Consider the following 26853-nt stretch of genomic DNA (forward strand, 5'->3'; position numbering starts at 1 on the left):
GCGGTTTTCCGTAAGGCCGACGTCCTTGCGGCGTCCCTGTTTTACTGGGCGGCCGCATATTCCGCATGCGGGCTGTAAGCGGCTGTGGTTGCCGCCAGGTTGCGGTTGGGCGGCAGGGTCACTTCAACCGACGTGCCCTTGCCCGCTTCGCTCTCCAGCGTCAACCGGCCGCCATGCAGTTCCACAAGGCTCTTGGCCATGGGCAGACCCAGGCCCGAGCCGTCGCCGTCATGGGCGATATGCGGATCGCCGCGGTTGAACGGCACCAGAACCATCTCCAGATCCTCTTTCGGGATGCCGATGCCTTCATCGCGTATCCGTATGACCGTCTGGCCCTCGGCATCGGTAAAGATCTTCACGTTCACGCACCCGCCCAGCCGGCTGAACTTGATCGCGTTCGACAGCAGGTTCAGCAAAACCTGAAACAGGCGTGTTTCATCGCCCAGCACCGGCATCTGCCCGCATAGGGGGTCCACGCACAGTTCCACATCCTTGTCCAGGGCATGCTGTTGCAGATAGTGTATCGCCCGGCCGGCCAGACAGACGATATCGACGGTCTTCTCTCTCAGGGTCAGCTTGCCCACATTGGCGCGGGACAGGTCCAGCAGATCATTGACCAGACAGCTCAGATGCGCGCCCGACTGGTGGATCATGTCGATATAGTCGGCGTATTTCTTGTGCTCCATGGGGCCGTGCAACTGTTGCTGCATGATCTGGGAATAGCCCAGAATGGCATTGAGGGGCGTGCGCAGTTCATGGCTGACGCCCGCAAGAAATCTGGATTTCAGGGTATTGGCTTCTTTCAGTTGCAGAATGTGGTGCTGGCGCTCCTGCAACAGGCGATGCCGTTCCACCGCCAGAAAGATCGCCCGGACAAAGGTGCCGCTGTTCAGCCCGTCCTTCAGGATGAAATCCTGCGCGCCCAGCCGCACGGCCTCTTCCGCAGTTTCATTGCTGTCCAGCCCGGTAAACACAATGACCGGAATGTCGCGCGCCGCATTCAATATGGTTTTCAGGGCGTCGAGACCGCTTGAATCCGGCAGGGACAAATCCAGAAGGATCAGATCGGCATGCCCCTGGCCCAGCGTGTCCAGCCCGCGCGCCAGGTCCGGTTCCGTCAAAAGATGAAATCTGTCCTTGCCGAAGTCCCTGAACTGTTCCTCGACCAGACGGGCATCGGCGGGATTGTCTTCAATCAAAAGAATCGCAAGCTGGTCGGTCACTTTGATAGCCCCTCAAGTGATATCCGATCGACTCGTCCCCAACCGGAAGTATACTACAACCTTTCGGGAAAAAATTCATTTAAAAATTTTAATCGCTTTCAAGATGTGTGTAATAATTAAAAGTTGATATGTATTTTGCTTTTCGCAAATTATACCGTCGCCAACTTGACGACGGAAAGCCAAAACCCCTCAATACTTTTGATCACATCGACAAAACCATTCAAGTCCAATGGTTTTTTTACATAACAATTTGCATGTAGATCATAACTTTTGACGATATCTTTCTCCGCTTCCGACGATGTCAGAATAACGATCGGTATCCTTTTCAGGACATCCTGACTTTTAATCCTGTCCAGCACCTCCAGCCCGCTCACGCGCGGGATGTTCAGGTCCAGAAAAATCAGATCCGGCAAGACCGCATCCTCAAACCGTCCGCGCCGGAACAGATAATCCAGCGCCATTTCGCCGTCGCGAACGGTATGCAGTCTGTTGGCTATTCTGGCTTCCCGCAGGGCCTCCTGGGTCAGGCGCACATCGCCCGGATTGTCTTCCACCAGCAGAATTTCAACGGGATTGGACATGATATCGCTCTCCATGGGATGGCTTTTTCAGTTGAAAGGCAAAGGTCGCCCCGGCGCCGCTGTCATCGGTCCGTGGGGGGGCGGATTGACAGCCGTCGGCCGTCTGGCCGTCAGGGCCTGTTTCCAGCCAGATCCGGCCGCCATGCTTTTCCACGATCCGTTTGGCGATCGCCAGCCCGATCCCCGTGCCCTGATACTCTTCCTTGGTATGCAGGCGTTGAAACACCTGAAAAATGCGGTTCTTGTATTCCGGCTTGATGCCGATGCCGTTGTCACGGACCTTGACGGTGACATCCCGGCCGTCCTCCTCGCACCAGACTTGCACGATCGCGTCCCCGTCCCCGCGGAATTTCAGGCTGTTCTGGATAAGGTTTTGCAGAACACGGCGGATCTGCCCGTGATCCGCCAGAACGGCGGACATGTCCCCGATGCCGATCGTGGCGCCGCTTTCCGCCACGGCACCGGCAAGATCCCGCAGGACTTCTTCCAGAACCGCGTTCAGGTCGGTTGGCCGCTGGTCATAGTCGACCTGTCCGATACGCGAATATTGCAGCAGGTCGCTCAGCAGCGACTGCATCCTCTTGGCGCCGTCAACCGCATACTCGATGAATTCCTTCCCGTCCTCATCCAGTATGTCGGTGTAGCGCCGGCGTAAAAGATCGCAGTACCCGGCCACCATGCGCAGCGGTTCCTGCAAATCATGCGACGCGACATAGGCAAACTGTTCCAGCTCCCTGTTCGATGCCAGAAGATCGCTGGTTTTCTTTTCAAGAAGGTTCTCGACCCGCTTCTGTTCCGTGATGTCGATCGCCGATACGAAGACATAGCGCTTGTTCGTCGCCCGGTCGATAAAGGGCACCTTGTCCGTCATCACCCAACCGCGCACACCGTCACGGGGCGTGTATTCCTCGACAATGCCCAGTTTCGGCTCGCCGGAATTGATCACCTCCAGATCGTCATCATGGTATTTTTTCGCCATGTCGGGAAACAGGTCGTAGGTGTCCGTCCCCTCGGCCTCTTCCACCGTCATGCCCATGGACCGGGCAGCCTGCTCGTTCAGACGCAAAATCCGGTTTTTGTCATCCTTGTACCAGATCCGCACCGGCACCGAATCAAAGATCAGGCGCAACTCCCGCTCACGCACACGCAGGGCCTCCGTGGCGGTTTTTTCCTGGGTGATATCGACAATCGATCCGGTGATGCGGATCGCCGCGCCGGTTTCATCCAACAGGGCCTGCCCTGTCCCGCGAACCCAGATATAATGACCGTCCCGGTGGCGGATCCGGTATTCCGCCGTCATCGGTTCATACCGCTCCATATGGCGGCGCAGGGCTTCCAGAACGATATCCGTATCGTCCGGGTGCAGCATGGCCATGAACTTGGGCATGCTGGGCTGAAACGCATCCGCGCTATATCCCAGCATGGTGAAATGCTGGGGCGACCAGTACAGATTGTCGGATCGCGGGTCGGGCCAGTCCCACACCCCGGCACCGATCCCCGCCACGGCGAGGTCGTAGCGCTCCTGGCTTTCCCGCAGCGCCTTCTCGGTCATTTTGCGGGCGTGGATGTTCATGATCGAACCGACCATGCGCACCGGTTTGCCCCGGCTGTCCCGCTCGGCGAGGCCGGTGCCCAGAAACCATAAATATCCGTCCGTCTTGTGTTTCAGCCGGTATTCGATTTCAAACTTGGCTTCCCCCCGGAAATGGGCATCCACCAGATCGAACGTCGCCTCCAGGTCGTCCGGGTGCAAAAGCGAGGCAAAGGACTTCAGACCCGGCTCGATTTCCCCGACTTCATATCCCAGCAGGGCAAAAAACCGGTCCGACCAATACTCCTCGTCACGGCTGACATCGATCCAGTCCCAGATTCCGACGCTGGCCCCCCTGGCGGCCAGCTCGAACCGCGTCTCACTGTCGATCAGGGCGGTCTCGATGGCCTTGCGGCCGGACACATCGTCGATGGACCCGGCAAAGCGCACCGGCATGCCCCGGTCATTCCACACCGCCTGGCCCCGCGCATGCACCCAGACATAGCCGCCATCGTCGCTGCGCATGCGCATGTCCACCGCATATGGCACCCGCTGTGTCAGATGGGCGTTGACGGCTGCCCGCACCCGCGCGGCATCGTCCGGATGCAGCCTGTCGAAAAAATCCGACACCCGCCTCGCGCCATGGCTCGGACCTATGTCTGGGCCCATGTCCGGACCTGTGTTCAGGCGTGTGCCTGTATCCGGGTCGGCGCCGATAATCTCCAGAAACCGGGGCGACCAGACAAGACTGTCCTCGACAATATCCCAGTCCCACAATCCCACACCGGATGCTTCGATCGCCAGGTCGAAACGGTCTTGACGTTTTCCCATGGCCTTGCCCGTCCTGCCACTTTCCCTAAAACGAATATTTAATTAAGTCGATTAAATTAAATATTCGTTTTCTTTCACTGGATTATTTATTTAGAAATTATTAAAAATAATATTTTTTATTTATATAAGCTCAATAAAATATAAAAATTTATTAAATAAATTCATGGCTTCAATCAATAATTGAAGGTGTGCATCCGATCCAGATCAAATGAGCGTGCGGGTGTATTTCTTCCTGTTTTGCAAGAAAGTGCACCGGACAGGGCATGCGGGGGGATAAAGGCCGTGGCCCATATAAAAGCCGGACCAAAAGAAAAAGCCGCCCTTTTGGGGCGGCTTCTCCGTCTTTTGATTGTGCCGCGCTCCGCCGCCGGTCAAGGCACGCCTGACGGGGCGGGGGAGGGACGCGGGCGCGCGCGGTCTATTCCGCCGGGCGCTTCACCTCCACCGCGTCGTCGCCCCAGGGCACCATGCGGCCGGCCACGCGGCCGACACCGCCGAAAAACCGCTTCAGGTCGATGCCGACCATATACAGCGCCGGCACCAGCAGCAGGGTGACGAAAAAGGCGATGCCCACCCCGAAGGCCAGCGCGATGACGATCGGCTTCAGGAAGGCGGCCTGTGTGGACCGTTCCAGCATCATCGGCACCAGCCCGACAATGGTGGTTACCGATGTCAGCATGATCGGGCGGAAACGCGCCACGCCCGCCTCGACGATGGCCTGCGGTCCGTCCATGCCGCGTTCGCGCAGGCGGTTGCAGTAATCCACCAGGACAAGGTTGTCGTTGATCACCACGCCCGCCGCCGCCGCGATGCCGAAATAGCTGAAAATCGCCATGACCTCGCCCAGCAGGAAATGGCCGATGATGGCGCCGACAAAGGCGAACGGAATGGCGATCAGGAACAGCGCCGGCTGGGCATAGCTGCGAAAGGCGATGGCCAGCAGCATATACATCAGGAACAGCGCGCCCACATACAGGCCCAGAACCTCCTGGAAGAAACGCGCCTCGCCCTCGGCCTGGCCGATGGCGCCCCGCTTGACGCCCGGATAGCGCTGTTCCCATTCGGGGAAGAAGTTCTTGTCCAGATCCGCCATGATCTCGCCGCGCACTTCCTCCTTCAGGTCGGCGCTGATAATGGCGGCGCGGTCGCGGTCGCGGCGCAGGATGCTTTTCAGGCCGGGGGCGTATTCCAGATCGGCGACCACCGCCAGCGGCACCTCGCGGCCGTCCGATGTGCGCACGCGGAAATCGGACAGGCTTTCGATCGAGCGCCGCGATTCCATCGGATAGCGCACCATCACCTTCACGTCCTCGCCGCCACGGGGCAGGCGCTGCACCTCTTCGCCGTAATAGGCCTGGCGCACCTGACGCGAGACATCCGCCAGGTTCAGGCCCAGCTGTTCGGCCCCCGGCTTCATCTTCAGGCGGATTTCCTCGGACGCCGTCTGAAGGTTGTCGCGAATGTCATACAGGGCCGAATAGGACCGCAAATGCTCCTTCAACTCGTCCACCGCCAGACGCAGCACATCCAGGTCGGAATGACGGATCGCCAGTTCGAAACCGGCGCCCTGATTGTCCAGCGTATAGTTGACGGTCACGTCCTCGGCATCCGGCACGTCGCCCATCAGGTCGCGCAGGCGGATCGCCGCTTCACGCGCCGACATGTCGCGCACCTCGGGCGAGGCCAGCTTGACGATGGCGATCACACTGTCGCGGCGCGACCGCGTGTACCAGTTTTCCACCAGTTTTTTCCGGCCGCCGCTCTCGGCCGCGACCTGTGCCACCAGCGCGGCCTGCGCCCGCTGCATCTGATGCAGGACCTCCTGGCTCCGCTCATAGGTGTTGCCCTCGGGCATGGTGACATTGATGTAGATTTCCTCCGATTCGATGATCGGATTGAAACTGGTCTGCACCCAGCCCGCGCCCAGCAGACCCATGAAACACACCAGCATCAGCGCGGTAAAGGCCGCCAGGGTCAGATAGCGCCGCCGGATGGCCGCCTGACCGATACGGCGGTAATGGTTCTGCGCGAAATGCACGATCCCGCCGGAAATCTTTTTCTGAAACCGGTCGAACGCCGTCAGCCGTTGCCGTGGTTTCAGCGACGACAGGTGCGCCGGCAGGATCAGCAGGCTTTCCACCAGCGAAAAGGACAGCGCCGTCACCACCACCCAGGTGATGTGCTTGGTGAACTCGCTGGTCTCGCCCGACAGGAACAGCCACGGCATGAAGGCGATGATGGTGGTCAGCACCGCGAAAATCACCGGCTTGGCGACCATCTGTCCGCCCAGGACCGCCGCGGTGATGCCGCCGCCGGTCTTGTGGCTTTCCGAATGGATGCTTTCGCCGACCACGATGGCGTCGTCCACCACGATCCCCAGCACCAGCAGGAAGGCGAATGTGGACAGCATGTTCAGCGATACACCCACCGCCGGCAGGAAGATGAAGGCCCCGGCATAGGCCGTGGCGATACCCACCGTCACCCACACCGCCACGATCGGCCGCAGTGTCAGCACCAGCACCAGCAGCACCAGCAGCAGCCCCTGGAAGGCGGCATTGCCGATGGTGCTCATCCGGCTTTTGAAGGCGTCGGCGTCGTCCGTCCACAGGGTCATGCTGACGCCGCTGGGCAGGGACCCGCTGCGCTCCTCGATCCAGGCCCGCACCGCATCGGACGCGGTGACGATATCCATCACCTCCGTCGTCATGACCTGGATCAGCACGGCGGGCTCGCCGTTCAGGCTGGCCTGGATCGGCTCGTCCTCGAAACCGTCGATCACGGTCGCCACGTCGCCGACGCGGATGGTGCCGCCCTCCGGCGTCTGGCGGATGATGATCTCGGCGAAATCCTGTTCCGTATCGGCCAGATTGCGCGCGCGCAGCGAATATTCACCCACATCCGTGCGCACCGAGCCCGACGACAGATTGATCGAGGTGTTGCGGATGGCGTCCGCCACCTCCATGAAGCTCAGATTGTAGCGGCGCAGGGCCTCTTCCGACACCTCCACCGACACTTCCTCGCGCCGCACGCCGAACAGCTCGACGATGGAAATCGACGGCAGGGCCGCCACCTCGCGCCGCAAATCCTCGGCCAGGCGCTTCAGGTCCCGTTCCGGCACATTGCCGTGCACCGCCACGCGCATATATTCTTCCGACTGGATCCACTGGCGCACCTGCGGCGGCTCGATATCGCGCGGAAAGGTGGAAATGGCATCGATGCGGTTTTTCACATCGTTGATGAACTGCGTCTGGTCCACGGTGGAAAAGGTGCGGATGTCCACCTCGCCGTAACCTTCGCGGGCCCGCGACAGCACCCAGTCGATATTGTCCAGGTCGGACACCGCCTCCTCGATGCGGATCAGGATCTGTTCCTCGACCTCCTGCGGGTCCGCGCCCGGCCAGACCACATTGACCTCCACCCCGTAGGCCCGGATGGTGGGAAAGATTTCCCGGTCCATGCTCAGGAAACCGGTGACGCCGGTCAGCATGATACCGATCATCAGCAGGTTGGCCGCAACCGTGTTGCGCGCCCACCATTCGATCATTTTGTTCAACATCTGTCCGCTCCCCCGCCCTTACCGGGACCCGGCGGCGATGCCGCTGTCGGCCGTCATCGGCGCCGTGTTGGCCCGCGACAGGTTGGTGGCGGCCGCCCGCGTGATGGGCTGGACGATCATGCCGGCCACCGCCGACTGCACCGGCGATGTCACCACCTTTTCGCCGTCCACCACCCCGCTTGACACCAGCACCCGGTCCGGCGACGTGGCCAGCACGCCGACGGTGCGGATTTCCAGCTTGTTCTCGGCATTGATGACGAACACCCGGTTGTCGGACCGCAGCGCCAGGCGCGGCATCACCAGGGCGCGCTGCGGCTGGGCGCCGGCGATCTCGGCATGGACGAACATGCCGACGGCAAAGGGCATGCCCCGGTCGGTGTTGCGGCCATAGGGGTCGTCCACCTCGGCAATGGCATAGGCCAGGCGCGTCTGCTGGTCGATGTCGGCATTGATGCGCACGATCCGTCCGCGCCACTGATAGGGCATGCCCCCCATGTCATGGGTGAAGGTCACACCCGGCGCCGTGGTCGGGTCCATGGCCACATAGCCGATGGGCAGTTGCAGTTCCGTCAGTTGCTTGTCGGTCAGCGGCAGCTTGATCTCGACCACATCGGTGGCGAAGGCGCGTCCCAGCACCGTGCCGTTGCTGACGAACTGGCCCAGACCCACATCCCGCGAGCGCACGCGCCCGTCAAACGGCAGCGAAATCCGCGTGCGCTCCATATTCAGCCGCGCTTCCTTCAGGTCGGCTTCCGCCGCGCGCAGTTTCGCCTGGGCCTCGGCCACCTGCGGCTTGTTCAGGGCCAGCGGCGTCGGTTCGCCGTCCTTGACCCATTCCTGCCACTGCTTTTCCTTGATCCGGGCGTCCGCCAGTTCCTGCTCCACCTGCACGCGGGCTTCCGCCACGCGGGCCTCGGCGCGGATCAGTTCCAGCTTGTAATCCGAATCGTCGATCCGCAGCAGCACCGTCCCGGGGGCGAAGCTGCCGCCCTCGGAAAAAGCGGGGTCCACATAGGTGATGCGCCCCGACACCTGCGGGATGATGTTCACATCCGTTTTCGGCCGCACCTCGCCCTGCGTCCGCACGGACAGGACGACGGATTCCGCCCGCACCGTGTCCACATACAGCGACACGGGGCGCGGGATTTCCTCGGTTTTTTCAGGGTCGGGTTTCGCGGCGGTCAGTGCCCATACGACACCGATGCCGGCCACCAGCACAACAGCCGGCGCCACGCTTTTGAGAATCTTCCTCACCGTATTCCTCGCTTGTCATCGTTATTCGGGCCTTTGGACCCACTTTTGTTTATATGTGTCGTATATATCAAATCTATATAGATGTCATCCCCCTTTTATGCCCGGCACCCCCGCATTTTTTCGCCGCACGCCGGAAGACGCGGCCCTTCCGTCGACGGATCCCCGGCCAACCGCCGGGGCCCCCGCGCCCGATCCCCGTGCCTGATCCCCGTGTCTGATCCCCGCGTCTTTCTCCGTGCCTGTCCCCGCATCTGTATTCGCCCTTGTATCCGCTGTATCCGGCCCTGTATCCGCCCCTGTCTGCCGTCTTGAACAATCCTTCATCTTTCGTTACGAAATTTATGTCATTTTTTATTCGCAACCCGGATTGCATAAGTACACGTCGCCCGCACTTTGCCCGGATCGATCCGCCTGAATGCAAGCGAGAGTCAGATGCACCGAAACCCTGACACCATGATGCCGCGATCACGCCCATATATGTGTTGAGTTTATGCCCGTGTTCACCCGCTCCCCCGATAATGAACCGGCCACCGCGCCCGGCCCCGCGCCGGACAAGGTAACTGACACGGCACCGGACACGGTACCGGACACGGTACCGGCCACGGCAGCGGAAAAGGCATCCGGCGGCGAAACCGCCGACAGGCTGTCCGACAAGGCCGCGCTGCTGGACACGCTGGGCGAAGGGGTGGTCGTGGTGCGCGACGGCGTGTTCGTCTATGTCAACGCCCCCATGCACCGCATGCTCGGCGTGCCCCAGTCCGCCGGCGACTTCATCGGCCAGCGCTTTGACGACTGGCTGCATGAAGACGACCGCGACCGGGTGCTCGGCAATCACAAGATCCGCCTCATCGACGATGAGGGCCCCGAGGAATATCGCTTCCGTCTCCGCCACGCCGACGGCGACACCATCTGGGTGTCCTGCCGTGCCGGCCAGATCGAGTGGGAGGGCAAGAAGGCGGTGGCGGCTTCCCTGTTCGATGTCACCGCCCAGGTCCGGGAACAGTCGGACCGCCGCCGCGCGGAAAAAATATTCCGCAATGTGTTTCGCCTGACACCGGAAATCATGGCCCTGACCGATGCGGTGACCGAACGCCTGATCGATGTGAACCCGGCCTTTATCAACATGTTCGGGTTTCGCCGCGATGACGTGATCGGCAAAACCATGTCGGAACTGGGCCTGTGGGCCGACCCCATGTTCGCCGGCCGCTTCCGCGAGGAACTGAAGAACACCGCCACCATGACGGACGTGCCCACCACGCTGAAGACCCGTGGCAACCTCATCCGCAATTTCCGGCTCTTCGCCCAGAAAATCGAGGAAGACGCCGAACCGATGCTGCTGATCATCGGCCGCGACGTCACCGACGACCTGATCCAGGCGCAGGAATTGCAGCGCAGCCGCGACATGGCCGAACTGGCCAACCGGGCCAAATCGGAATTCCTCGCCAATATGAGCCACGAGCTGAGGACCCCGCTCAACGCCATTCTCGGCTTCGCCGAAATTCTGAAGGACGAGCTGATCGGCCCCGTCGGCAATGAACGCTACGCCGAATATGCCGGCGACATCCATGAAAGCGGCACGCACCTTCTGGCCATCATCAATGACATTCTCGACCTGTCCAAGGTCGAATCAGGGCGGCTGGAAGCCCATCTCACATGGGTCAATCCGTTGCCGGCCATGCAGATGTGCGAAACACTGGTCCAGCAGCGCGCCTATGAGGCCGGGCTCAAACTCAGCCACCGTCTCGACCCCGCCATCCGGCTGGAGGCCGACGAACGCCTGATCAAGCAGATCTGTCTCAACCTCCTGTCCAACGCCATCAAGTTCACCGAGCCCGGCGGCCAGGTGGAACTGGGGCTGGAAGGCCGGGTGGACGGCAGCGCCGTCCTCGTCGTCGAGGATACCGGCATCGGCATGACGCCCGAGGAGATCAAGATCGCCAAGCGTCCCTTCGGACAGGTGGACAGCTCCCTCTCGCGCCGTCACCAGGGCTCCGGTCTCGGCCTGCCGCTGGTCGCCGCCTTCGCCGAAAAAATGAACGCCAGTATGAGCATCGTCAGCCGCAAGGGCGTGGGCACCTGTGTCAGCATTATCTTTCCCCCGCACAAGGCCCGCCGGCTTGACCCCGACGGCACCCCCGCGCCGGACGGCCAGGCTGTCTGACGCAGGGCCCGTGCACCGGCCCGCATGAAGCCTACAGGCCCGTCATGGCCGCCACAGTCCCCGATATCTCCCGCATGTCCGGCCCGGATCAGCCGATCCGCCGCAGGAACGCCGTCATCATCGCGTTCACCTGCACCGGTTCGCTCAGATGACAGTGGTGCGAGCCCGCCAGCACCTCCCCCCAGAACAGTGACGGCACGGCACGCTTCATCTCCGCGCGGTGGTTGTTGGGATATTCGGCGGCGATATAGGCCAGCGGTCTCGCCGCCGCCGCTTTCAGGGCCACCCGCCCGTTCCAGTCGATCATGCCCTGCCAGGCCGTCAGGGCCACATGGCTGGGCACGCGGCGCTGCACACTGTGCAGCCAGGTGCTGATCTCCTCCGGGTCGTCCGCGCGCAGCATGTAGCGTTTCATGCCGTTCCAGTATGTCTCGCGCACGCCGTGTTCCTCCATGGCGGCCTGCGACCCGTTCAGGGACCGGACCATGCCCCGCGTCGGCAGGATCATGGCGGGGTCCACCAGCACCGCGCCCCGCGCCGTGTCCGGGTCCTGGTGCAGCATCTCGACGGCGATGCAGCCGCCCATGGAATGGCCGACGATCATACTGTCCCGCAGGCCCAGCTTGCGGATCAGGCCGTTGATGATCTCGGCGAAGAACACGATGGAATAGTCGATCTGCGGCTTGGCCGAGCGGCCGTGCCCCGGCAGGTCCACGGCAATACAGCGGTGGGTGGGCAGAAACTGTTTGATCTGTTCCTTGAAACTGGCGTGATTGCCGCACCAGCCATGCAGAAACAGCAGCGTGTCGGGTCCGCTGCCGGTCTCGACACCGTGCAGACGGACACCGTAAACGGTTTCCTCGAATGTTTTCAGTCCGATAATCGCATCCATAATGCGGCATCCCCACCTGCCCGTGATGATCCCTTGCCCGTCTATCCCTGTATCATCAGCCCCTGTATCATCAGCCCCTGTATCATCAGTCCCTGAATAATCAGTGTCGGGTCCGCTCTCCGTGCCGGGTTTATGCCCGGCCGCACCCTTGGCCTGTCCATCGCTGCCCTTCTTCTGGCCTGTCTTTCTTCCTTTCTTCTGGACTGTCTTTTTTCTGGCCTTGCCTCTGGCCTCTCCCGGACGGTTCCGTCCGGTTTGTTCCCCTTGGGCGTCGTCTCTGTGCCTTCGTCTCTGGCGCGCCGTCCTCGGCGCCCTTGCTGTTATCGGTCCTGTGTTGCCTCAGGTCGTTTCAGGTCGTTTCAGGGCACGCCATGCGATGTCGCGGCGGCAAAAGCCTTCCGGCCAGTCTATCCTGTCCACCGCCGCATACGCCCGCTCGCGCGCCTGTTCCACGCTGTCGCCCCGCGCCGTCACATTCAGCACCCGGCCCCCGGCGGCGGTCAGCGCGCCGTTGTCGCGGGCCGTGCCGGCATGGAAAACCGTCACCCCCTCGACCGCGCCGGCATCCTCCATGCCGCCGATCACGCTGCCCTTGGCATAGGCGCCGGGATAGCCGGTCGTGGCCATCACCACCGTCAGCGCCGTGTCCGCCGACCAGCGCGGCGCCATGCCGGCCAGCCGTCCCTCGGCCGTCGCCACCATCAGCGCCAGCAGGTCGCTGTCCAGACGCGCCATCAGCACCTGGCATTCCGGGTCGCCGAAACGGCAATTATACTCGATCAGCTTCGGTCCGTCCGCCGTGATCATCAGCCCGGCATACAGCACGCCGCGATACGGATGGCCCCGGTCTTTCAGCGCCTGTACCGTCGGCTCGATGATCTCGGCCATGATGCGCGCGGCCATCGTCTCCGTCACCACGGGCGCCGGTGAATAGGCGCCCATGCCGCCCGTGTTGGGGCCGGTGTCGCCGTCGCCCACCCGCTTGTGGTCCTGCGCGCCCGCCAGGGCCACCGCATGGCCGCCGTCCACCAGGGCGAAAAAACTGGCCTCCTCGCCGTCCAGAAACTCCTCGATCACCAGCGATCCGGACAGGGGCAGCAGGCTGTCGATGGCGGCCATGGCCGCATCCCGGCTTTCCGCGATGATCACGCCCTTGCCGGCGGCCAGACCGTCGGCCTTGATCACCACCGGCAGGCCGTGGTCCGCCGCATGAGACTTGGCGGCCGCCGCATCGGTGAAATGGGCATGGGCCGCCGTCGGTACGCCGGCCTCGCGGCAGATCTCCTTGGTGAACTGTTTCGACCCCTCCAGCTGCGCGGCATAGGCGCCGGGCCCGAACACGCGGATGCCGGCCTCCATCAGCCGGTCGGCCAGCCCGGCCACCAGCGGCGCCTCGGGGCCGACGACCACCAGGTCGATCGCCTCGTCCCGGCAAAAGGCGATCACCGCGTCGCTGTCCGCGCTGTCCAGCGCCGTGCAGGTCGCGATCTCCGCCATGCCGGCATTGCCGGGGGCGCAGAACAGGGCGCTCAGGTCCGCGCTCTGGCGCAGTTTCCACGCCAGCGCATGTTCCCGTCCGCCGGATCCGATCAAAAGAACCCGCATGACCCCCTCCTTCACTTGTGCGTGATGGATACGCAACATCCCGGCTTGAGCCGGTGCGCCCTTGTAGCATAGGCTTGGCGCATCTCAATAGGGTCTCGATCGGGGTTTGGTTTTAGCCGGTCCCGCCGCGACCCGACCCGGACGATGGACCGGGGACCGTGCCGGCCGCGCGGCCCCCGGTTGGACTGACGAATAAGGCTGGACTGACGAACAAGACTGGACCGGCGAACAAGACTGGACTGACGAACGATTATGACCGACGGCGCCAATATTCATGAATTCACCGTTTCCGAACTGTCCGCCGTGCTGAAACGCACGGTCGAGGACCGGTTCGGCCATGTGCGCCTGCGCGCCGAACTGTCCGGTTTCAAGCGGGCGGCCTCGGGCCATCTCTATTTCGCGCTGAAGGATGACACTGCGGTCATGGACGGCGTGTGCTGGCGCGGCACCGCCAGCCGGCTGTCCTTCCGGCCCGAGGACGGGCTCGAGGTCATCGTCACCGGCAAGCTCACCACCTATGCCGCGCGCTCGAAATACCAGCTTGTCGTCGACCATATGGAACCCGCCGGGGTCGGCGCCCTCATGGCATTGCTGGAGGACCGGCGCCGCAAACTGGCCGCCGAGGGCCTGTTCGACGAGGCCGCCAGGAAACCGCTGCCCTATCTGCCCACCGTCATCGGCGTCGTCACCTCGCCCACCGGGGCGGTCATCCGCGACATTCTCCACCGCCTGTCCGACCGCTTTCCCCGCCATGTGCTGGTCTGGCCGGTGCGGGTGCAGGGCGACGGCGCGGCCGAGGAAATCGCCGCCGGCATCAATGGCTTCAACGCCCTCGGCGATGCCTCTTCCGGCGCCTCTTTTGGCGCGCCTTCCGGCCCTTCTTCCGCGATCCCTTCCGACATCTCTTACGGCGCGCCTGCCGGCCCCTCGTCGGGCGACCCGTCCGACGCCCCTTTTGGCGCGCCTTCCGGCCCTTCTTCCGCGATCCCTTCCGATATCTCTTCCGGCGTGCCTGCCGGCCCCACGTCGGGCGACCCGTCCGACGCCTCTTTTGGCGCGCCTTCCGGCCCTTCTTCCGCGATCCCTTCCGACATCTCTTCCGGCGTGCCTGCCGGCCCCACGTCGGGCGACCCGTCCGACGCCCCTTTTGGCGCCCCTTCCGGCCTTTCTTCCGCGATCCTTTCCGACATCTCTTCCGGCGTGCCTGCCGGCCCCTCGTCGGGCGACCCGTCCGATGCCTCTTTTGGCGCCGCCACTCCTGCCGGTGCCCATCGTCCCGCCCTGCCAAGGCCCGATGTGCTCATCGTCGCGCGCGGCGGCGGCTCGGTCGAGGATCTCTGGGCCTTCAATGAGGAAATCGTCGTGCGCGCCGTGGCCGCCAGCGCCATTCCGGTCATTTCCGCCGTGGGGCATGAAACCGACTGGACGTTGATCGACCATGCCGCCGACCGGCGCGCGCCCACGCCGACCGGGGCGGCGGAAATGGCCGTGCCGGTGCGGGCCGATCTGGCCGCCGCCATCGCCGATCTGGGCCGCCGGCTCGACGGCCGGCGCCGGCGCCTGGTGGACGACCGCGCCGACCGTCTGACCGCGCTCGCCCGCGCCCTGCCGTCCCCGCGCGATCTCATGGGTCTTGCCGCCCAGCGCTTCGACGATCTGTCGGACCGCTTGCCGCGCGGTCTCATCGCCGTGGCGCGGACGCGGTCGGCCCGCCTGAACCGCCTTGTCGGCGGCCTGTCGCCGGCCCGTCTGCGCGACGGGGTGCGCTATCGCCGCCAGCGCCTCGACGGCGCGGACAGCCGCCTCGCGCCCGCCGTGCGGCGCCGGCTGGACGGTCTGGGCGACCGGCTGTCGGCCTCCGCCCGCATGCTGGACAGCCTGTCCTTCGCGCGGGTGCTCGACCGGGGCTATGCCCTGGTCATGGACGATGCCGGCCGCCCCGTCACCGAGGCTGGCGCGCTCACCCCCGGCCAGCGCGTCGATGTCCGTTTCCGCGACGGCACCCGGCCCATGTCCGTCGACCCGGCGGACACCGGCACCGCCCCGGATGCACCCGCGCCAAAACGCCCGGCACGAAAAGCCGCCCCCAAATCCCTCTCCCCCAAATCCGCCGCCCCGGATGGGCCAGGCGGGCCAGGCGGTCCGAACCGGGATAACAAACAGGGCCAGCTGTTTTAAGGCCGCGCCATGCTCATGTGTGGGGGCAGGGTCACATCTCCGCCCCAATGCGGCGCCACCATGGCCGCGCAAGACAAGGGACACGACACCGTATGACGACCGACACGACAGACCGGCCCCACCCGGACTTCGACACGCCGCCGGCTCACAGGACCGCCCGGCCTATCCCGGTATGGGCATCCCGGTTCGCCGCCCTGTGCATCCTCCTGGCCGCGCCCCTGTCCGCACCTCCGGTTACCTCTCTGGCCGCCCCCCTTGCTGCACCTCTGGCCGCCCCCCAGAGCGCTCCTCTGGTCGCCCCTCAGGCTGCCCCTCTGGCCGCCCCCCAGACCGTCCCTCTGGCCGCCGCCCCCCAGACCGCTCCTCTGGCCGTTCCTCAGACCGCTCCTCAGACCGCCCCTCAGACCGTCCCTCAGGCTGCCTTCCAGGCCACTCCTGAGACCGTCTCCCAGGCCACACCCGCCCCGGCACGGATGCAGGACGGTCCGCCCGTCACGCTCGACGGCTTTCTGGTTCAGGGCGGCATGGTCTGGGGCCGCACCCGGCCCGGCACCCGCATGACCCTCGACGGCACCCCGGTCAAGGTGGGGGCGGACGGGCATTTCGTCTTCGGCTTCGGCCGCGACGCCGGCCCGGAAGCCCGCCTCGCCTTAACCTATCCCGACGGCCGCCAGACGGTGCGGCGCCTGGGCGTCGCTTCCCGTCGCTTCGATATCGAACGCATCGACGGCCTGCCGCCGAAAACCGTCACCCCGCCGCCCGAATGGCGCGAACGCCGCAAGCGCGAGACCGGCCGCGTCGTCTCCGCCCGCGCGCCGGTCACCGACGCCACCGACTGGGCCGACGGCTTCATCCTGCCGGCCGAGGGACGCTTCTCCGGCTTTTACGGCAGTCAGCGCATCCTCAACGGCAAACCGCGCAGCCCCCATTACGGCATCGACATCGCCAACAGCACCGGCACCCCCATCGTCGCCCCGGCCGGCGGCATCGTGCGTCTGGCGGCGCCCGATTTTCTGCTGGAAGGCGGGATCGTCATCATCGATCACGGTTTCGGCGTCACCTCCACCCTGTTTCATATGAACACGGTCGATGTGGCCGAAGGCGACCGCGTGGCGAAAGGCGAGCGTATCGGCACCATCGGCGCCACCGGCCGGGCCAGCGGCCCGCATGTGGACTGGCGCATCAACTGGGGCCGCGTGCGGCTGGACCCCGGGCTGTTTTTTTCCGCCGGCACCGGGGTCGCGGGTGGGGCCAAACCGGCAACCGACACCGGCGCACCGGACACGCGGCGTTGACGCCCGGCGGCCGCATGGCCGCGCGCCGGATCCGGGGGGCGGGGGCTTCACAAAAAATGGCAAGACTGTAAAACGGGGCTTGCAAAAGCAGCGCTTCAAGAAAAAACAGCGCTTCAAGATCAAGAAACGAAAAAGGGGCATCCTTCATGACAGCTCGGTTTTTGTCACCTTCGGCGGCACTGGGTCCGTTTGCGGCCGTGGCGGCCTGTTTCTGTGCCGCCCCGGCGGCGCAGACGGATGACAGCGCACCCGTCACCGTGTTCGGCGCTCTTGGTGCTGTCACCGATTACCGCGACAGGGGTGTCAGCCTGTCGGATCAGGACGTATCGCTCGTCGGGTCCCTGACGCTGGAACATGACAGCGGCGTTTATATCGGCGCCCATGGCGGCGGGGTCCGGGTGCCTGGCCGTCTGTTCGGCGGCGCCGACGTGCGGCTCAGCCCGTATGTGGGCTATCTGGCGGATGTGGACGGTTTCACCCTTGACCTGTCCTTTGAACTGGACGGGTTCGAGGGCGGCGAGGAGGGCCGTTTTTTCCCCGAAATCAAGACCAGCCTGTCGCGGGATTTCGGCCTGTTCTATACCCGTGCCGGGCTGGCCTATGCCTTTGACGGGCGCTGGCTCACCCCCGAGACCGACAGCCTGTACGGCTATTTCGACCTGGAGGTTCCCGTGCCGGGCCTGCCGGCGCTGACGGTGCTGACCCATGTGGGCCATGACCTGCGTGACGGCCGCAGCGATCTTGTCGACTGGTCGGCGGGACTGAGCTGGTTTGTCGGTGATTTTGAACTCAGCGCCGTGTGGAGCGATACCTCGCTCGACAGCCCGGCCGCCGATCCCGGCACGCCCCGTGGCGGGCGCGGCGACACGCTGGGCGAGGGCAACCTTTCTTTCGGCCTGCGCCTGTATTTCTAAAGCACTTTCAGACGACAGTGTGCCGCTCGCCGCCTGGGAAGCGGCTGGAATCTAAAATTCAGAATGCCCTCGGGGTGATGTTATCATCATCGAAAATGCTCGGGGGCATTTCAGAGGCGTCGTTGCCAAGGGCCCCTCTGTCCCGGTACGGTCTGTTCCGGTCGCCGACCCATGCGAAAGGGCAACCGCGCCCCGACGTGCGGCGGATCGCCACTTTCGTGGATTGCTGATGCCTGAACCAATAATGCCTGTGCCACCGATGCCCGTGCCGCCCATATCCGCGCCGCCGATGCCTGTACCATCCATGCCGGTGGTGCCGTCGATATCGGTGCCGCCTATGCCCGTGCCACCAATGCCCGTACCACCGGTTCCTGTACCGCCCTTAATAAGGGGCTGATGGTATTCAAGGGGAGGGCGGCTTTAGGCCGCCCGGTTGCGCCAGATGTTCAGGGCCGGCACCACACGCTGCATCATGCCCGGCATCAGTCCCGGCGTACCGGCGACGATGTGCCGGTGCAGCGGTTTCGCCCGGTTGTAGATCAGCGGCGCCTTGTCGCCCGTGGTCACACGGCCGCCGGCTTCCCGCAGGATCAGGTCGGCCGCCGCCATGTCCCAGTCATTCTTGGGGCGCAGCGTGACACAGCAGTCATACTGGCTGTCGGCGATCTGGCACAGGCGCAGGGCGATGGAATTGGCCGGCTCGGCGGTCATGGTCTCCGGCCAGGGTTCCGGCCACAGACGGCTGGACCGGAAGGCGTCCGGGTCGCCCATCATGCGGGCATGGGCGAGGTCCGCCTGATCGCTGACATGGATGCTTTCGCCGTTTTTCGTCGCGCCCTGTCCGGCGACGGCCATGTAGAAGGCGTCTCTGGCCGGTGCGTAAAAGGCGGCAACCTGGGGCACGCCCATTTCCACCAGTGCGACCGACACGCCCCAGTCGTCGCGCCCTTCGAGAAAGGCGCGCGTGCCGTCGATCGGGTCGACCACCCACACCCGCCCGCAGGCCAGCCGCCTGTCCGAGTCGCGCGTTTCCTCCGACAGCCAGCCATAACCGGGCCGGGCATCCATCAGGGCATGGCGCAGATAATGATCCACCGCCACATCCGCTTCCGAGACCGGGTCGTTATGTCCCTTGTCCCAATAGCGGATATGCTTTCTGAAATATTCCATCGCCAGATCGGCGCCCTTGCGGACCGCGCGTTCGGCCAGGGCCGCGTCGCGGTCCAGGGGCGGACAGAACTCCGCCCCGGCGATTTTGGTGTCGTGTGTGCCCGTGTGATTATCCGTGTGATCGTCCGTTCGATCGCCCATATTATCAGGGCTGTCCGGGGCGGCCCTCCGCTCCGGCATGTCTGTCGTGTTCATCTTGTCCGTTACCCACGCGCTGGTGCGCTTTTTCTCGGCCGGCCCGCCATTTTTTATCGGGTCTGCCCGGTTACTCTCTCATCATGTGTTTTATCATCAGGCACCGGCCACCGTCATGCCGTCCACACGGACGGTCGGGGCGTTGATGGACGTGCGAAATTCCAGGTCCGACGCCGGCGTCATCTCCCGGAACATAGCCTGAAGTGTGCCGGCAATGGTCACTTCACTGACCGCACCGGCCAATTCCCCTTGCAGAATGCGAAATCCGGCGGCGCCGCGGCTGTAGTCGCCGGTCACCGGGTTCACCCCCATGCCGATCAGCTCGGTGACGTAAAAACCGTCGGCGATGTCGCCAATCAGCGCCTCGGGGCTTTGGGGGCCGGCGGCCATGTACAGGTTGCTGGTGCCGGCGCCGGGCGGTCCGCCGGTGCCGCGCGTGGCGTGGCCGGTGACCTCCAGGCCCAGTTGCCGGGCCGTGGCGCTGTTCAGCAGCCAGCCTGTCAGCACGCCGTCGTCGATCAGCCTGGTGGTGCGCACGCCCACGCCCTCGCCGTCGATGGGGCGCGAGCGCAGGCCGCGTTTGCGTAAGGGGTCGTCGATGATGGTGACGCCGGGGGCAAAGACGGTCTCGCCCATCCTGTCCTTGAGAAAGCTGGTGCCGCGCGCCACGCTGGCGCCCGAAATCGCCCCGGCGAAATGACCGAGGAGTGTGGCCGCCGCCCGTGGATCGAAGACCACCGGCATGGCCGCGCTTTCCGGTTTGGTGGGGTTGAGCCGCCTGACCGCCCGTTCGCCGGCGCGTGTGCCGACGTGGGCTGCGTCTTCCAGGTCCGCCAGGAAGCGCGCGCTCGACATGTCATAGTCGCGCTCCATCCCGGTGCCGCTGCCGGCCACCGCCGCGACCGAGACCGAAAAACTGGTCCCACCATAGGTCGCCGCCACCCCGTGCGAGGTCACCAGCGATACCCGGCCCCGTCCGGCCGACGCGCCGGCGCCTTCGGCATTGGTCACGCCCTCGACGGCGCGGGCCGCGTCCTCGGCCCGTGCGGCCAGCGTCTTCAATGTCTCGGGCGAGATGTCGGTATCGTCGCGCAGGTCCAGTTCGGGCAGGGGGGCCTTGAACAGGCGCTCTTCCGGGGCCAGGCCGCAATACGGGTCCTCGGGCACGGCCTTCGCCATGGTGACGGTGCGCTCGACCAGATCGTTCAGGCTGTCGGCGCGGCGGTCGCTGGTCGATGCCACCGCCTGCCGGTGACCGAAAAAGACGCGCAGGCCGATATCCTCGCCCTCCGATCCCTCCACATCCTCCAGCCGGCCGTTGCGCCAGGACACGGCGGTCGACACGCTGTCCACCGCCACCGCGTCCGCGGCACTGGCGCCCGCGCGCAGGGCCTGCCCGATCAGATCCTCCAGAAGGCCAAGGGTCTCGCTATCCTGTGTCATACACTCATTTCCAAACGCTTATTTCCAAATTGACGCGCCGCGTCCCGGAATGCCGAGATCGGCCCACAGACTGTCGATCCTGTCCACCACCGCCCGGTCCATGCGGATTTGTCGGCCCCATTCGCGGTCCGTCTCGCCGCCCACCTTGTTGGTGGCGTCCAGGCCCAGCTTGCCGCCGAGGCCGGAGACCGGCGAGGCGAAATCCAGATAGTCTATCGGTGTGTTTTCCACCGCCACGATGTCGCGCACCGGGTCCATGCGGGTGGACAGTGCCCACATCACATCCTTCCAGTCGCGCGCATCGATGTCGTCGTCGACCACGATGACGAATTTGGTGTAGACGAACTGGCGCAGGAAGGACCACACACCCATCATCACCCGCTTGGCATGGCCGGCATAGGCCTTCTTCATCGACACCACCGCGATGCGGTAGCTGCACCCCTCGGGCGGCAGCCAGAAATCGGTGATCTCGGGAAACTGCTGCTGCAACAGGGGGATGAAGACCTCGTTCAGTGCCTCGCCCAGGACGCTTGGTTCGTCCGGCGGCCGGCCTGTATAGGTGGACAGGTAAATCGGGTCGCGCCGCATGGTCATGGCGGTGACGGTGAAAACCGGGAAGGGTTCGACCGAATTATAATAGCCCGTATGATCGCCGTAAGGGCCTTCGTCGCGGTAATCGTCCAGGCTGACGAAGCCCTCCAGCACGATTTCGGCGCTCGCCGGCACTTTCAAGGGTACCGTCTTGCAGTCGACCAGTTCCACCTTCCTGCCGCGCAGCAGGCCGGCGAACTGATATTCGCTCAGCGTGTCCGGCACCGGCGTTACCGCCGCCAGTGTCGTTCCCGGATCGGCGCCGATGACGGCCGCCGCCGGCACCGGTTCGCGTTTTTCGTCCTTCCAGCGCTGATACTGCTGGGCGCCGCCCCGGTGTTTCAGCCAGCGCATCAGCGTCTGTGTCTTCGACAGGCGCTGCATGCGGTAAATGCCCAGATTGTAATTGTCCTCGGCGCGGGTGGACGGCCCCTTGGTGACGATCAGCGGCCAGGTGATCAGCGGTGCCGGTTCGCCCGGCCAGCAGGTCTGCACGGGCAGACGGTTCAGGTCGATGGCGTCGCCCGTCAGCACCACCTCGTGAACCGGTGCTTTCTTGACCGTTTTCGGGCGCATGGCCATGACCTGCCCAGCCAGCGGCAGCAGGCTGACCGCATCCTTCAGGCCGCGCGGCGGCTCCGGCTGTTTCAGGAAGGCCAGCGTTTCGCCGACGGCGCGCAGTTCGTCCGGTGTGCGGTCCATACCCATGGCGACGCGCTCGACGGTGCCGAACAGATTGACCAGCACCGGCATCTCCGCCTTTTCGCCGCGTTCGTTGATGACGGTCTCGAAAAGGATGGCGGGGCCGCCTTCGGCGATGACGCGGGTCTGGATCTCGGTCATTTCCAGATCGGTCGACACCGGTTCCTTCACCCGGACAAGGCGCCCGGTATGTTCCAGATGATCGATGAAATCGCGCAAGGATCCGTATGGCATGGCTTGCCTTATAGGCGAAGGTCCGGGGCCGTGCCAGCGCAAATGATGTCGCACGGTCCAACACATTCATCTGCCATCCGCGCACGGCTCTGTGACTTGCAAGCGGCCTTTGGCTGGGCCAAGGAAAGCGGGCGGGATAAGACCGTATGCATAAGGGAGAGACCGCCGTGACCGATGCCGACACCCAAGACAGCGCCACCGTGCGCGCCGCCGTCATTCAGGCCGCGCCACAGGCATTCGATACGCCCGCGACCCTCGAACGCATGGAGCGGCTGGCGGGCAAGGCGGCGAGCGAGGGTGCGCGGATCGCCGTTTTTCCGGAAGCCTTTGTCGGCGGGTATCCCAAGGGCATGGATTTCGGCGCCCGTGTCGGCCAGCGCGATGATGCGGGACGTGACTGGTTCCGCCGCTATCACGCCGCCGCCATCGACCTGCCGGGGCCCGAACTGGACCGAATGTGCGACATCGCGGCCGGCCACAATCTGATGATTGTCGCCGGTGTGATGGAGCGCGACGGCGGCACCCTGTACTGCACCAGCGTTTATATCGGCGCGGACGGCAGTTTTCTCGGCAAGCACCGCAAGACCATGCCGACGGCGATGGAGCGCCTGATCTGGGGATTCGGTGACGGGTCGACCCTGACGGTGGTGGACACGCCGCTCGGCGCTGTCGGCGGGGCGATCTGCTGGGAAAATTACATGCCGCAATTGCGTCTCGCCCTATATGCCAAGGGGGTGGAGATATACTGCGCCCCCACGGTCGACGACCGCGACCAGTGGCAGCACGCCATGCGTCACATCGCCTGGGAGGGCCGCACATTCGTGCTGGCCGCCTGCCAGTATGCCGTCCGCGCCGATTATCCGGATGATTACGACTGCATGCAGGGCGACGATCCGGCCACCGTGCTGATTCGCGGCGGCAGTGTCATCGTTTCGCCGCTCGGCCGGGTACTGGCCGGGCCGGTTTATGATGAAGAGGCGGTTCTGGTCGCCGATCTGGATATGGGCGACATCGCGCGCGGCAAATACGATCTGGACGTGACCGGCCATTACAGCCGGCCCGATATCTTCACCCTGCTGGTCAATGAGGAGGCGCAGGGCGTCGTCTTCGGCGACGGTCCGGCCGAGGACTGATGTGGCGGCAACCGACCGGGTGGCGGATCAGGCGGCGAGCGATGGATAGTCCGTATAGCCCCGCGCGTCGCCGCCGTAAAAGGTATCGCCGTCCCATTTGTTGAGCGCCGCCCCTTCCAGCAGCCGGCGCGGCAGGTCCGGATTGGCGATAAAGGCCCGGCCGAAGGCGACCGCGTCGGCCCGGCCGTCCGCCACAGCCGCAGCCGCACGGTCGCCGTCATAGCCGCCATTGGCGATGAAAAGACCCTGCCAGCGCCGGCGCAACCGGTCGAGGAGAGCGTGGTCGTCGGCACTGGTCTCGACGCCGGGCAGGCCCTCGACAAAATGCAGGAAGGCGAGGCCGCGATCGTTCAGCATGTCGATCGCGGCGGAAAAGGTGGTCTCGGGGTCGCTGTCGGTCATGCCGTTATAGCTGCCCGTGGGGGCCAGCCGCACGCCGGTGCGTCCGGCGCCGAAGACGCCGGTCACCGCGTCCGTCACCTCGGCCAGCAGGCGGGCGCGGTTTTCAGCGCTGCCGCCATAGGCGTCATCCCGCCGGTTGGTGCCGTCATGCAGGAACTGGTCGATCAGATAGCCGTTGGCGGCATGGATTTCCGCCCCGTCGAAGCCGGCGGCCCTGGCGTTTTCCGCCGCCGCCGCGTAGTCGGCGACGACGCCCGCAATCTCGCTGAGCGCCAGCGCGCGCGGCGCGGACACCGGGGCGAAACCTTCCGCGAGGAAAGTCTGGCTGTCCACATGGACGCCCGACGGGGTGACGGGCGCGGCGCCGTCCGGCAGAAGCGAGGTGTGGCTGATGCCGCCCACATGCCACAGCTGGATGAAAATACGCCCGCCCGCCGCATGCACCGCGTCGGTGATCTGTCGCCACGCGGCCACGTGCGCGGGCGTATGGATGCCGGGGGTGTCGATATAGCCCTTGCCCATGGCGCTGATCTGTGTCGCCTCGGAAATGATCAGCCCGGCACTGGCCCGCTGGGCATAGTAGCGCGCGGCGAGGCCCACATTGGGCGTGCCGTCGCCATGTGCCCTGTTGCGTGTCAGAGGCGCCATCAGAACGCGGTTGGGCAGGGTGATGTCGCCGAGTGTGAGCGGTGTGAACAGGGCGTTGGCGGCGGGGAGAGGCTGGGTCATGGGTCAAGGCTCCGGACGGTGTGAACAGATACGGGTACCGACAGATACAGTATGGCGGACAGGGTTTGGACAGACAGTGTTTGAGCAGACTGGGTTTAGGCAGACTGGGGCAGACCCCGGCACTCACAGGCGGAAACCGTGCCCTGCGTGGCGAGGTGGGGGCGGTACGGTCCCCTTTCAAGCCGGTCGGCCACAGTCAGTGGTGAATATCACGGGGATGTCATCCGGGAAACCGGATACCGTATTGGCAAGGACGGCAGCGCAAGGACACTGTTCCAAGCGGTATCGCGAAAACCCCGGTCTGCCAGGATGTGCCACCGAAACACCGTGCCGTTTCACGCTGTCGCCGTTCGGTGGCCCCGCCGCTGCCGTCCCGTCCCTCTCCTCACGGTGCGGGGTTTTTGTACTTTTTGAGCCTGTATTTTTGCCGTCACCCTGTTAGGCACCCTCACGGCATCATCGTGCCTGTGGCACCGGGCGGGAAATGTGCTAGTCATGGACCGGCACGAAACCGGCGGGCGACGAGACCGGCGGCGGCGCGGACATCGGCATGACCCCCAGAGTCGGTATGACCCCAGAGTACGCAGGCCAGAGGACGTAGAACTGTGAAAACAGGCATCGGCACCATTTTCAAATCCATCCGGACCGCCCCTTATGACGGCGGGCTCTGGGTTCAGCGCGCGGGCGGCACCGTGGTGTCCGTCCGTCTCGGCTGGACCGGACGCCGCTATCCCCTGACGCCTGAGCAGCTCGAACAGTTCCGCATGAAGGCGCCGACCATCGGTGCCGGCCTGATCATCATCCTCGGTTACAATGTGGCACAGATGATCGGCCTTCCGGACCATCCGCTGGCCCATTTCGGCGCCTTGGTGGCGGCCCTGCTGGTTGCCTATGTCTGGCCCGTCAGCCGCGAAGAGACGGTGTTCCGCGAGCTGTTCCCGGACACGGACACCACCGGCGACAGCGCCCGTCCCGGCATACGCTATCTGCATTATCTGGGGTATGCCCTGCCGCTACCGGCGGTTCTCATCATCGGGGCCGCCGGACTGGTTACCCTGGTCCTGGCGATGGGCCATGCCCACGCGCAATTCATGGGACTCGGCGCGTTTGCGGTGTTTTTCATGCTGATGCCCCTGATCATCCGGGCGGTCGGACGCGGGTAGCCGGCAGGGCTCTTCCCGAAAAAAGTGTATTTCTGTACGATAATACTCGACATTCCCGTTTCGAGAGTATTAAATCGTCCGCAGGCAGAGGGTGCGTCAACCTGGCCTTGGGCTCTCAAGCCGCCTCCCACGGATTGGAAGGGTTGCGCGGCGGGTGTCGGGGTGATGCAGGCAGGGGAACGGATGCGCAGGTGGGCAGATGTACCCACACCCTTCCGCCGATTAAGAATTCACAGTCCCCTCCCAGTGCCGCCGCGGCACACGGGGCCGTGGAACAGCGCCGGAACCTGCCCAGCCGGCGCTGTTCCACCACTATTTTTTCCCGGAATGTATTTTCTCTCGGAATTTATGGCGTTTTCAGGCGCCATATATGCCCTGCAAAGTCAGGGATGTGGGCCGCATACATCCTGCCCGTTTGCATATGACAGAAGCCCGACTCGGCCGTCTGCCGTCAACAAAACAGCTGGTTCTGGAAGGTGCACATCCGTTCAGTCTTCACCCGCGCCTATAGATTAGGGCAGGCTGAGGGCTGGTGGGCGTGCGGTTCCGTTTCCCAGATGCAGGGGCAGGACTTTCATGTGGCGAACAGCTGCGCGGGATCGCGGAACGCCTTGATTTCCAGCGCGTTGCCCGCGGGGTCGTGGAAGAACATGGTCGCCTGTTCGCCCACCTCGCCCGCGAAGCGGATTTGCGGTTCGATCAAAAAGGTCACCTCCGCCTTTGCCAGGCGGATGGCCAGGGCATGCCAGGCGTCCCAGCCCAGCACCGCGCCGAAGTGAAAGCCGGGCACAGCCTCACCGTCCACCATATTGGTGTCGGGCCGGCTGAGCGGCGTGCCCAGATGCACCACAAGCTGATGTCCGAAAAAATTGAAATCCACCCAGCGGTCACTGGAGCGGCCCTCGGCGCAGCCCATCAACCCGCCGTAAAAACGCCGCGCCGCCGCCAGATCGTCCACCGGCACGGCCAGATGAAAGGGGGGAATGCCGGCTGCTGCCACCGCTGTCGCGGACGAAGGGGAAGGGGTGTTCGCCGTCATGTCGATACTGTCTCCGATAGGTTTTCGTGTG

General features: G+C 64.3%; 18 protein-coding genes. 6 read left to right on the forward strand and 12 right to left on the reverse strand.

The features are described from left to right. Positions 1 to 41: 41 nt before the first annotated feature. The 5 genes from BXY39_RS10435 to BXY39_RS10455 form a co-directional block, all read right to left on the reverse strand. Complete coding sequence (locus BXY39_RS10435) at positions 42 to 1223, reverse strand: sensor histidine kinase (RefSeq protein ID WP_121938773.1); 1182 nt, start codon at positions 1221 to 1223, stop codon at positions 42 to 44. Positions 1224 to 1372: 149 nt separating this feature from the next. Continuing rightward, positions 1373 to 1819, reverse strand: a complete 447-nt coding sequence (locus BXY39_RS10440; protein ID WP_121938774.1) for a response regulator — start codon at positions 1817 to 1819, stop codon at positions 1373 to 1375. Further along, a complete protein-coding gene (locus BXY39_RS10445) occupies positions 1788 to 4166 on the reverse strand; it encodes a PAS domain-containing protein (protein WP_121938775.1) in 2379 nt (792 codons plus the stop codon). Before BXY39_RS10445 ends, BXY39_RS10440 begins: the two co-directional genes overlap by 32 nt. A gap of 418 nt (positions 4167 to 4584) precedes the next feature. Continuing rightward, the gene (locus BXY39_RS10450) at positions 4585 to 7722 is read right to left on the reverse strand and encodes an efflux RND transporter permease subunit (protein ID WP_245999040.1); all 3138 of its coding nucleotides are present in this window, start codon (positions 7720 to 7722) and stop codon (positions 4585 to 4587) included. Between the two features lie 18 nt (positions 7723 to 7740). Further along, a complete protein-coding gene (locus BXY39_RS10455; RefSeq protein ID WP_121938776.1) occupies positions 7741 to 8976 on the reverse strand; it encodes an efflux RND transporter periplasmic adaptor subunit in 1236 nt (411 codons plus the stop codon). Between the two features lie 496 nt (positions 8977 to 9472). Between BXY39_RS10455 and BXY39_RS10460 the strand changes: the two genes are divergently transcribed. After that, positions 9473 to 11137, forward strand: a complete 1665-nt coding sequence (locus BXY39_RS10460) for a PAS domain-containing sensor histidine kinase (protein WP_170163757.1) — start codon at positions 9473 to 9475, stop codon at positions 11135 to 11137. Positions 11138 to 11225: 88 nt separating this feature from the next. On the opposite strand, the gene BXY39_RS10465 is transcribed toward BXY39_RS10460, so the two are convergent. Both BXY39_RS10465 and purD read right to left on the reverse strand, forming a co-directional pair. Continuing rightward, positions 11226 to 12029 carry an alpha/beta fold hydrolase gene (locus BXY39_RS10465; RefSeq protein WP_121938778.1) on the reverse strand — a complete coding sequence of 268 codons (804 nt, stop codon included), beginning with the start codon at positions 12027 to 12029 and terminating at the stop codon, positions 11226 to 11228. 339 nt (positions 12030 to 12368) lie between these two features. Beyond that, entirely contained in the window at positions 12369 to 13634 is a 1266-nt protein-coding gene (gene purD, locus BXY39_RS10470; protein WP_121938779.1) for a phosphoribosylamine--glycine ligase, read from the reverse strand. A gap of 252 nt (positions 13635 to 13886) precedes the next feature. On the opposite strand from purD, the gene xseA reads away from it, so the two are divergent. The 3 genes from xseA to BXY39_RS10485 all read left to right on the forward strand — a co-directional run bounded on the left by xseA (position 13887) and on the right by BXY39_RS10485 (position 18021). Next, positions 13887 to 15812, forward strand: a complete 1926-nt coding sequence (gene xseA, locus BXY39_RS10475; protein ID WP_245999056.1) for an exodeoxyribonuclease VII large subunit — start codon at positions 13887 to 13889, stop codon at positions 15810 to 15812. A gap of 92 nt (positions 15813 to 15904) precedes the next feature. Then, positions 15905 to 17107 (forward strand): M23 family metallopeptidase, encoded by a 1203-nt coding sequence (locus tag BXY39_RS10480; protein WP_245999064.1) that lies wholly within the window; start codon positions 15905 to 15907, stop codon positions 17105 to 17107. 146 nt (positions 17108 to 17253) lie between these two features. Beyond that, positions 17254 to 18021 (forward strand): TorF family putative porin, encoded by a 768-nt coding sequence (locus BXY39_RS10485; protein WP_121938781.1) that lies wholly within the window; start codon positions 17254 to 17256, stop codon positions 18019 to 18021. 420 nt (positions 18022 to 18441) lie between these two features. Here BXY39_RS10485 and BXY39_RS10495 read toward each other — a convergent pair whose 3' ends face one another. The 3 genes from BXY39_RS10495 to BXY39_RS10505 all read right to left on the reverse strand — a co-directional run bounded on the left by BXY39_RS10495 (position 18442) and on the right by BXY39_RS10505 (position 22356). After that, positions 18442 to 19332: a 3'(2'),5'-bisphosphate nucleotidase CysQ gene (locus BXY39_RS10495; protein ID WP_170163758.1), complete on the reverse strand. Its 891-nt coding sequence runs from the start codon at positions 19330 to 19332 to the stop codon at positions 18442 to 18444. Positions 19333 to 19482: 150 nt separating this feature from the next. Beyond that, on the reverse strand, positions 19483 to 20829 hold the full coding sequence (locus tag BXY39_RS10500) for a TldD/PmbA family protein (protein WP_121938783.1): 1347 nt from the start codon (positions 20827 to 20829) through the stop codon (positions 19483 to 19485). An 18-nt stretch (positions 20830 to 20847) separates the two neighbouring features. Beyond that, the gene (locus BXY39_RS10505; RefSeq protein ID WP_121938784.1) at positions 20848 to 22356 is read right to left on the reverse strand and encodes a UbiD family decarboxylase; all 1509 of its coding nucleotides are present in this window, start codon (positions 22354 to 22356) and stop codon (positions 20848 to 20850) included. 146 nt (positions 22357 to 22502) lie between these two features. Here BXY39_RS10505 and BXY39_RS10510 point away from each other — a divergent pair, with 146 nt between their 5' ends. Then, complete coding sequence (locus BXY39_RS10510; protein ID WP_121938785.1) at positions 22503 to 23489, forward strand: nitrilase-related carbon-nitrogen hydrolase; 987 nt, start codon at positions 22503 to 22505, stop codon at positions 23487 to 23489. Between the two features lie 27 nt (positions 23490 to 23516). Here the strand turns inward: BXY39_RS10510 and BXY39_RS10515 are convergent, their stop codons facing one another. Further along, positions 23517 to 24620 carry an alkene reductase gene (locus BXY39_RS10515; RefSeq protein WP_121938786.1) on the reverse strand — a complete coding sequence of 368 codons (1104 nt, stop codon included), beginning with the start codon at positions 24618 to 24620 and terminating at the stop codon, positions 23517 to 23519. A gap of 605 nt (positions 24621 to 25225) precedes the next feature. Here BXY39_RS10515 and BXY39_RS10520 point away from each other — a divergent pair. Further along, on the forward strand, positions 25226 to 25783 hold the full coding sequence (locus tag BXY39_RS10520; protein WP_121938787.1) for a hypothetical protein: 558 nt from the start codon (positions 25226 to 25228) through the stop codon (positions 25781 to 25783). Between the two features lie 574 nt (positions 25784 to 26357). Here the strand turns inward: BXY39_RS10520 and BXY39_RS10525 are convergent. Then, the gene (locus BXY39_RS10525; RefSeq protein ID WP_121938788.1) at positions 26358 to 26822 is read right to left on the reverse strand and encodes a VOC family protein; all 465 of its coding nucleotides are present in this window, start codon (positions 26820 to 26822) and stop codon (positions 26358 to 26360) included. Positions 26823 to 26853: the final 31 nt, after the last annotated feature.

This window comes from Eilatimonas milleporae (genome assembly GCF_003688555.1).
Lineage (GTDB): Bacteria > Pseudomonadota > Alphaproteobacteria > Sphingomonadales > Kordiimonadaceae > Eilatimonas > Eilatimonas milleporae.

What these genes read in the sequence shown, in the direction of transcription:
- BXY39_RS10440 (WP_121938774.1), bottom strand. Translation starts at nt 1,819, where the DNA reads ATGGAGAGCGATATCATGTCCAATCCCGTTGAAATTCTGCTGGTGGAA.
- BXY39_RS10445 (WP_121938775.1), bottom strand. Translation starts at nt 4,166, where the DNA reads ATGGGAAAACGTCAAGACCGTTTCGACCTGGCGATCGAAGCATCCGGT.
- BXY39_RS10450 (WP_245999040.1), bottom strand. Translation starts at nt 7,722, where the DNA reads ATGTTGAACAAAATGATCGAATGGTGGGCGCGCAACACGGTTGCGGCC.
- BXY39_RS10465 (WP_121938778.1), bottom strand. Translation starts at nt 12,029, where the DNA reads ATGGATGCGATTATCGGACTGAAAACATTCGAGGAAACCGTTTACGGT.
- purD (WP_121938779.1), bottom strand. Translation starts at nt 13,634, where the DNA reads ATGCGGGTTCTTTTGATCGGATCCGGCGGACGGGAACATGCGCTGGCG.
- xseA (WP_245999056.1), top strand. Translation starts at nt 13,887, where the DNA reads ATGACCGACGGCGCCAATATTCATGAATTCACCGTTTCCGAACTGTCC.
- BXY39_RS10480 (WP_245999064.1), top strand. Translation starts at nt 15,905, where the DNA reads ATGACGACCGACACGACAGACCGGCCCCACCCGGACTTCGACACGCCG.
- BXY39_RS10485 (WP_121938781.1), top strand. Translation starts at nt 17,254, where the DNA reads ATGACAGCTCGGTTTTTGTCACCTTCGGCGGCACTGGGTCCGTTTGCG.
- BXY39_RS10495 (WP_170163758.1), bottom strand. Translation starts at nt 19,332, where the DNA reads ATGGGCGATCGAACGGACGATCACACGGATAATCACACGGGCACACAC.
- BXY39_RS10500 (WP_121938783.1), bottom strand. Translation starts at nt 20,829, where the DNA reads ATGACACAGGATAGCGAGACCCTTGGCCTTCTGGAGGATCTGATCGGG.
- BXY39_RS10505 (WP_121938784.1), bottom strand. Translation starts at nt 22,356, where the DNA reads ATGCCATACGGATCCTTGCGCGATTTCATCGATCATCTGGAACATACC.
- BXY39_RS10510 (WP_121938785.1), top strand. Translation starts at nt 22,503, where the DNA reads ATGCATAAGGGAGAGACCGCCGTGACCGATGCCGACACCCAAGACAGC.
- BXY39_RS10515 (WP_121938786.1), bottom strand. Translation starts at nt 24,620, where the DNA reads ATGACCCAGCCTCTCCCCGCCGCCAACGCCCTGTTCACACCGCTCACA.
- BXY39_RS10525 (WP_121938788.1), bottom strand. Translation starts at nt 26,822, where the DNA reads ATGACGGCGAACACCCCTTCCCCTTCGTCCGCGACAGCGGTGGCAGCA.